General features: G+C 35.0%; 2 protein-coding genes and 1 pseudogene. All 3 read right to left on the bottom strand.

Going from position 1 to position 6,808, the window contains the following annotated elements:
- A partial coding sequence (locus PMI10_RS22220) for a DUF6443 domain-containing protein (protein ID WP_007808199.1) occupies positions 1-2,470 on the bottom strand: 2,470 nt, incomplete at its 3' end.
- A 12-nt stretch (positions 2,471-2,482) separates the two neighbouring features.
- Positions 2,483-5,851 carry a hypothetical protein gene (locus PMI10_RS12040; protein WP_007808198.1) on the bottom strand — a complete coding sequence of 1,123 codons (3,369 nt, stop codon included), beginning with the start codon at positions 5,849-5,851 and terminating at the stop codon, positions 2,483-2,485.
- A gap of 107 nt (positions 5,852-5,958) precedes the next feature.
- A pseudogene (locus tag PMI10_RS21695) lies at positions 5,959-6,808 on the bottom strand (tail fiber protein); the annotation flags it as partial.

The raw sequence follows: 6,808 nt of genomic DNA, 5'->3' as shown, positions 1-6,808 counted from the left end.
TTGGCAGATTTAAATGATTATACTTTATTTCTATGATGTTTTTGTTATTGTCTTTGGTCATATTGCCATTGGCATCATAACTATAATCATCATTTACATTGGCAGCGCTGTCTACGAATCCTACAGTTTTATTACTTGTGTCAGCGACTTTAACAAGTTGATTGGTAATATTGTTGTTGCTGTAACTGTAGACCAGGTCATCTATAGAAGTTGCGGTAACATCACTTCCTCCTTTGCGTAAAAGAGTCATGATATTACCGTTTTTATCATAAGTCAGGTTTTCATCATAAGCATTATTGACACTGTTATTTCGTTTAAAAATACTTGTTTTTAAACGGTTTAGATTGTCGTAAGTGTATCCATACCCTCGTATTAACGGGGTCGCTTCAGAATTGCTTGTCCAATACGTCTCTGCAATATTTCCATTATATAAGGCATTTACCCCAGCAGTATTCGAAGTATTATAATTAATTTTAAAAGCAAATAAATCTTTAGGATCACCACTTTTTGTTAGGGCGGCTATATCATTAATTGCAGTTAGCCATCCACGGATGTTGTAGTTGTAGTGTATATTTTGTACAGGAGTCTGCGTTGTGTTTCCTACCTTTTTAGAGATTAACTGTCCCAGTTCATCATAGGTATTGCTGGCGATAAGCTCAATAGTTCCACTGTTTATCTGATGGGTCTGCGTTAGCAGACGATCCTGATCCGAATAGGTAAAGACATCTTTTGTGGTAAGTTCAGTATCAGCAGCCAATCTTTTATGTTTGGTGATACTGTATTGCAGTTTACCCGAAAAATCATCCAATCTGCTGTCTGTATAGGTATAACCCCCCAGGAAGTTTTGTGTAAAGGAACGCACGGGTCTTACCTTGGCATCATACAGCATATAAGTCAATTCGTTTCTATAGGCAGTACTGGCTTCTAAAACACGTGTCCAGCTTCCTGTTGCCAATCCTTTGGGCTTTATAGTGGTATTGTAATAAACAGGCTGGTCGTTATTTGCCACGGTAGCCGGAATAGAAGGGGTATCGGGATAATTGTAGTCATCAAAATAGCTTACGGTCAATACATGATAACCTGCTGTTGGCCAGGCTACGGAGCTGTAACGAAAAGAAACCCCATTTACGGTAGTATTGGTAGCTGTGGCAATTTTGGTTTCGCTCAAATCAGTGAAGCCATTGAGTGTTTCCTGCAATGTTTTTCTGGTAGCTGCTGTTACCTGTCCGGACAACCAGGCTGTTATTACCGGACGATTAAAAACATCGTATTTGGTTACAGACCATCCGGCTGTAGTTATGTCAGAAAAAGGAGAATTAGCAGGACCCGTTGCTACCGGTCTATCAAGTTTATCATAAATGATAAATTCCCACTGCTTGCCGGGAAGTTTTTTCTCAACTAAGCGGTTTTGATTATCGTATTTGTATTGATAACACAAATTATCCAATATAGTCAGATTGCCGGTGTCAATGATGGCACTGAAGGTACTTCCGGACTGCGCATTGAATCCGGGCAATAAGATGATTGAATTGGTAGCGGTTATCTGTGAATAATTTCCAGAAGTTACAACAGCAGTAGATGTTACATTGGCCTGTACGGCTGTTGTGCTGCCTATAAGGTCTACGGCTTTTGGCGGGATAACATAGGTCAGGTTTCCGTATATATCATAGACATAATAGGTGTCATGTTTTTCATTGGCTGTTCCGGTTCCGACAGTGCCATAAGTTCTTTTTAGGATGACCTGCCCTTCCTTGTTTTTAAATTCTACGGTTGAGCCGTTTGTTTCTGTTGGCACAGCAGCAGTATTCTCATCATAGGTAATTGTTTTGTAAAGCTGACCTGCCGGATAAAAACCTGTTCCGGACGCTCTGCTTAAAGTAATGTCATATAATCCGAGAGTAGAATTCCAGGTGGCATTGGCATTATACAATCTTACCTCGTCACTGTCAATATTGGCCTGATAGTCCATTTTTATTTCATGTCCTAATCCGGATTTCCAGTCATTTCCGGGAGCTGCCTGTTTCAGGATACGGTTAAGCGGAGAAGCTTCCAGCTCTTTTCTGCTAAAAGGATTTGTTGTAGCTTCCTGAGCAGGATTTCCGTTGATGGCAGGATTGGGACTCCCGTAATAGGACAATACATTTGTCTCTGCAGCGAGATCAAAAGCCATATTGGTATTGGAAGATTTAAAAGGCAGGTATTCTTCCACCTGTCTTCCAAACCCATCATATTTGATATGCGTAATAATGTCATTTCCTGATGCAGACTGCTGTCCGCTAATTTGTTGAACAGGTCTTCCCAGTCCATCAAAATAGGTTGTTTTTTGGGTTGCCTGAGCCACAGTAGGAGCAGGAATTGCAACAAGACTTGGAACTTTGTAAATAACATTTTTAATATAATTTTCAGTTTGTGTCTGTCCAATTGCCATAACAGGAAACAAAACCAAAAGGAGTTTTATTCTTTTTTTCATGATGCTTTTGGTTTATTGTTTGTAATTATATTGGTTTTCAGATAAGATTTTATCGTCTTTGTCTTTTGCAAATTGGAGTCTTCCAAAACGGTCATAGATATAGGTAATTTTATCTCCTTTAGGATCAGTAATGGTGCTAATCCCTACCAGTGGAATATGGGTATAAGTGGTAACTACTGCATTGGGTAATGAAGTTCTCAGTGTATTTAGAGCTAAAATTAAGTTTGCTTCTGTTCCTGTATCTGAAAGGGTTTGTAGATTAGGAATATAGGAAGACACCTGACTGTAAGTCACATTTTCTATTTTAGCAATTGGCAGTGTTTTGTTGTAGCCCCAGATAATAGATACAGAAGCGCCATTTTCAAGTGTATATTGCTGAATATTACCTTTGTCATCGTACTGGTCAAATATTAGTTTTCTGTCCGATGCAGTTGTTATATTGATATCTGTAATTCCCTTATTTGTATGAACTTCTTTTGATAATAAAAGATTTCCTGTAGCAACGGATTTATCATATTTAATATGTCGTTCGGATAATTTTGAATAGCCATTAAAAGTTTTTACAGAAATAGATTCATCTATTCTATGTAAATCTACTAATTCCTGCATATAAGGTGTTTGTTCTATCCCAATTAAATCAAAAGGATATTTGTATTCTGTTTTAACGTTTTCCCCTTTTGAATTTGTTGTCAAGGTAGAAGTTAATTGATAATATGGCTGATTCCCATAAGTATTTGTAGTAATTGTTTCTACATTTTGATTTGGAAAATAATTTGTTTCGGTTGTATTGGCCAATTTGACAATCCCATAATAGTTTTTATAAGTCCAAACAGAATAGTTCTCAAGCGGAGAGAATCGTGTTGGGTCTGCGCAAACATTCAAGACAGGGTCCCAGTCTGGTTCCCAAGGGAATATAAAATTTTTTCTAGCTGTAATTGCTGTTAAAAAATTATTACCAAATAAAGAGTAGCTATAAATTTTCTTTGTTTTTACTACACTATTACTATCATATATTGTTTCCTCTTCAATTTTATCTTTCATCAATTCTCCATAATTATCCGGAGAACTGCCATAAATATCAGATCCTTCATATAGACGGGCCGGGGAATCCATACTGGGCCTAAATATTTTTTCAATCATTCCATTTTTTACACCATTATTTTCCAATATTTCCGTTATAGCTGAATAATTGATTGACTCTCTGGTTAAATACCCGGAATTTACAGGGTTTGAAGATACTGTATAGACGTATATAGGTCTTGCAGTATATTGAAAGCATGTTGGATATAAAGTAATTGGACACCATATTATAACCGAATTTGTTTTATTGTAGTAAGGTTCGAATGCATGCTGCATAGTGGTATTATTGGATAAATAATCGCTTAGTTTGTTATAATATATCTTTCTTTTGTTATAACTCAAATTATTTGTATAATCAGTAATTTCCTTAACTCTTGCTCCTGCTCCATAAATAGTCTCTTCCGCAAAATCACCATTGTATTTAACTTTTACTGTTCCATATACTCCCCCTTTTTCTAGTGTCATTGTAATTTTATAAGTACTTCCGGCAACCGTACATATAGGTTCATTTGCGTAAACAGATGACCAGGTACTTAAACATTGCTTATCAGGATTAGAGTTTACTGCAATTCCATAAGTAGTAAAAAGATCTAATATTATTTGGTTGTTTTTATATACCCTAACATTATATTTATTATTAGTAGATCCTGTAGTACAATTAGATCCCTGAATATTTGCAATTGCTTCAAAATTTAAAGGAAGACCATTAGATATAAACTCAAAAGAAGCAGTAACAGGTGTAGTATTCGTGTCGCAATATTTAATAGCAGCTATAGTTTGATTTATAGGAATTTTAGTTTCAGACATTTTAGCATCTTTGTTGGCTTCGTATAGAACCTCAGTGTAACCTCCAGTAGGATAGGTTATTTTTTTCAACATGCCATAATATACTTTATTGGGGTTTACCTCCATATTGGCGGTACCTGTAAATCCTAACCATTGAGTGTTGGTTGCTTGATAATCTACCAGTTTATTACTAAACGGACTGTCGTTAATTGAACCGTTAGTATAACCAAATTTATCTTTTGAATAAGTTAATCTGGCAGGTAATTCATTCATATTATAATACTCAAATGAATATTTTTCATAATTAACAGCGTTCAGATTTCCTTTAAAGCTAACCTCTTTTAAAAATAACCTAAAATCAGTTCCTACTTCATTTACTGCAGTAATCATGCTATTTATAGTTGATGCATTTGCCTGTACTATGTCATAATTAAAATCTATTTGCTTGATTAGTTCCGTATTTTTCAACACTTTTATTTCCTTTAGCGATTTTCCTCCTGCATCCTGTCTCTGGGAATTATAATTAAATACAACCGAATTGTTCTGAAAATGAATTGTTGATAAGACCTTTGACCATATCGAATTGGCATTTAGACATGTTTTTAATTGCGAGTCAGTTAAAGATGGCTCACTAGGGCAAGTGTCCTGACGTGACTTTGTTGTAGAACAACCATCACTATAATAAAGTTCATTTAGCGCATAATCAAAAGTTATGGAATTGTTCTTTGGGGATATAATTTCTGTTAAAAACCAAGCTGTTATATAAGAGGTATTTTCGATACGATCACACTGATTATAATTAAGTTTAGTTTCAATAGAGGCATCACTACCTCCAAATACATATTTATAACCATTTTCATCAATGATGGTAAATTTCCTAATACCATTATTAATTATTTCGTAAGTTATTTTAAGGCTTTGCTCACTTAATATATGTGGTACTAAATCTTTATCAAAATAAAAACTACCAGAGACACCATTTGCATTAAAAGAAAACCAATCCTGTTCTCCATCATAAAAAGAAGCGCTATCTAAATCTCTGGCTATATTTTTAATATCTTCCGCTCGTTCTAAAGAAGAAAAAGGTTCATCTGATGAAGGATATAATCTACCGACTGATCCAGCCGACTCATCTGGATAATCCCTTACTGTTCTGGAAATTACTCCTCCAGCATTCAGTGTCCAATTAGTTCCGACAGTACCTGATAAATCATCAATACGGACTCCATTGCTATAATATCCTATAGAAATTGGTAATGTTATATCACCCGACTGAACTGTATAAATGGGTACACTATAACTAAAACCACCTGTGCTTCCGTTTAAAGGGATATTGCCAAACTTAGAAAATTCATAAGCACTTGGTGAAGGAGGAATTATTTTTTGTATAGCCTCTTTAATGTATTCTTTGTTTTGTACTTGTGCTTGCACTTCAATATTTATGAAGAATATTAAGAATAGAAATATTTTTGACATAGAAAGCAAACTTGAAGAGTTAATATGATGTTTTATCATTGGTTTAAATTTAATCATGAAATTTGGCATTTCGGCTACTTTGCCGAGCAATATAATTTGGTTATCAAAAGAGGCTGGTTAAAAAATTACATTCCAAACAATAGCCTCTATTTTCTCCCTTCTTCCAAAATTTTCAACCTTTTATTTTGTTCATCAAGAAGCTGAATAAGTTTTTCTGTATTTTTCTGTTGCTCTATTGTATACAAAGTCAGTTCCTCAATTTTCTTTAACAAGGCCATATTCATTTCAGCCAGCATTAAACCATTTTTTTCAATTTCTTTTGCTGAAGGAATTTCAGGTAAATGACTATTTTCTTTAATGTAATCCTCCACTTGCTGTAAAGATTTTAACTTGTAATCATTTGCAAAAACATAATCGGGAACCGTCATTGGAGAAGACAAATCAATTCTGACTTCTTGCGCATGAATTTTACCATTTACAGTTAGCTTTTCGTCAGGTATTGCTGTCCCAAGACCTAAATTACCTACAGGTGACAATACTAATGATGTAATAGAATTAACCTTACTGCCATCCCAATAAGAGGTCTGAATTTTCAAACCAGACCCAGTTTGTGCATAATTACCTCCATTGTTATCAATTATTGTTTTATAATAATTATCGTTCCAAACTTGATTTAATATAACGCTGGCTCCATCACCAGTCCACGTTGAACCGGTAATATTAACGACCGACTGCCCACCTGCATTTGAAGCACTCTTTTGCACATCGAGTAAACCTATTGGATTACTAGTTCCAATACCAACATTACCATTTGAATTGATCCTCATTCTTTCAATATTATTTGTATAGGAAATAAAGTCATTTCCATCTGCTCCAACTCTTACATTATATTCATTTAAAGATGTAGATCCCTTAAAACCAATTGTCGAAACTGAAGTTCCGTCATTAATTATGCTTACTGGTACTGCATTTGTTGTAGATTTAAAAAAAGCTGCA

The organism is Flavobacterium sp. CF136 (genome assembly GCF_000282055.1).
Classification (GTDB): domain Bacteria; phylum Bacteroidota; class Bacteroidia; order Flavobacteriales; family Flavobacteriaceae; genus Flavobacterium.
Note: the sequence above shows the minus strand (reverse complement) of the source record. Positions and strands in the feature narration are given on the sequence as shown.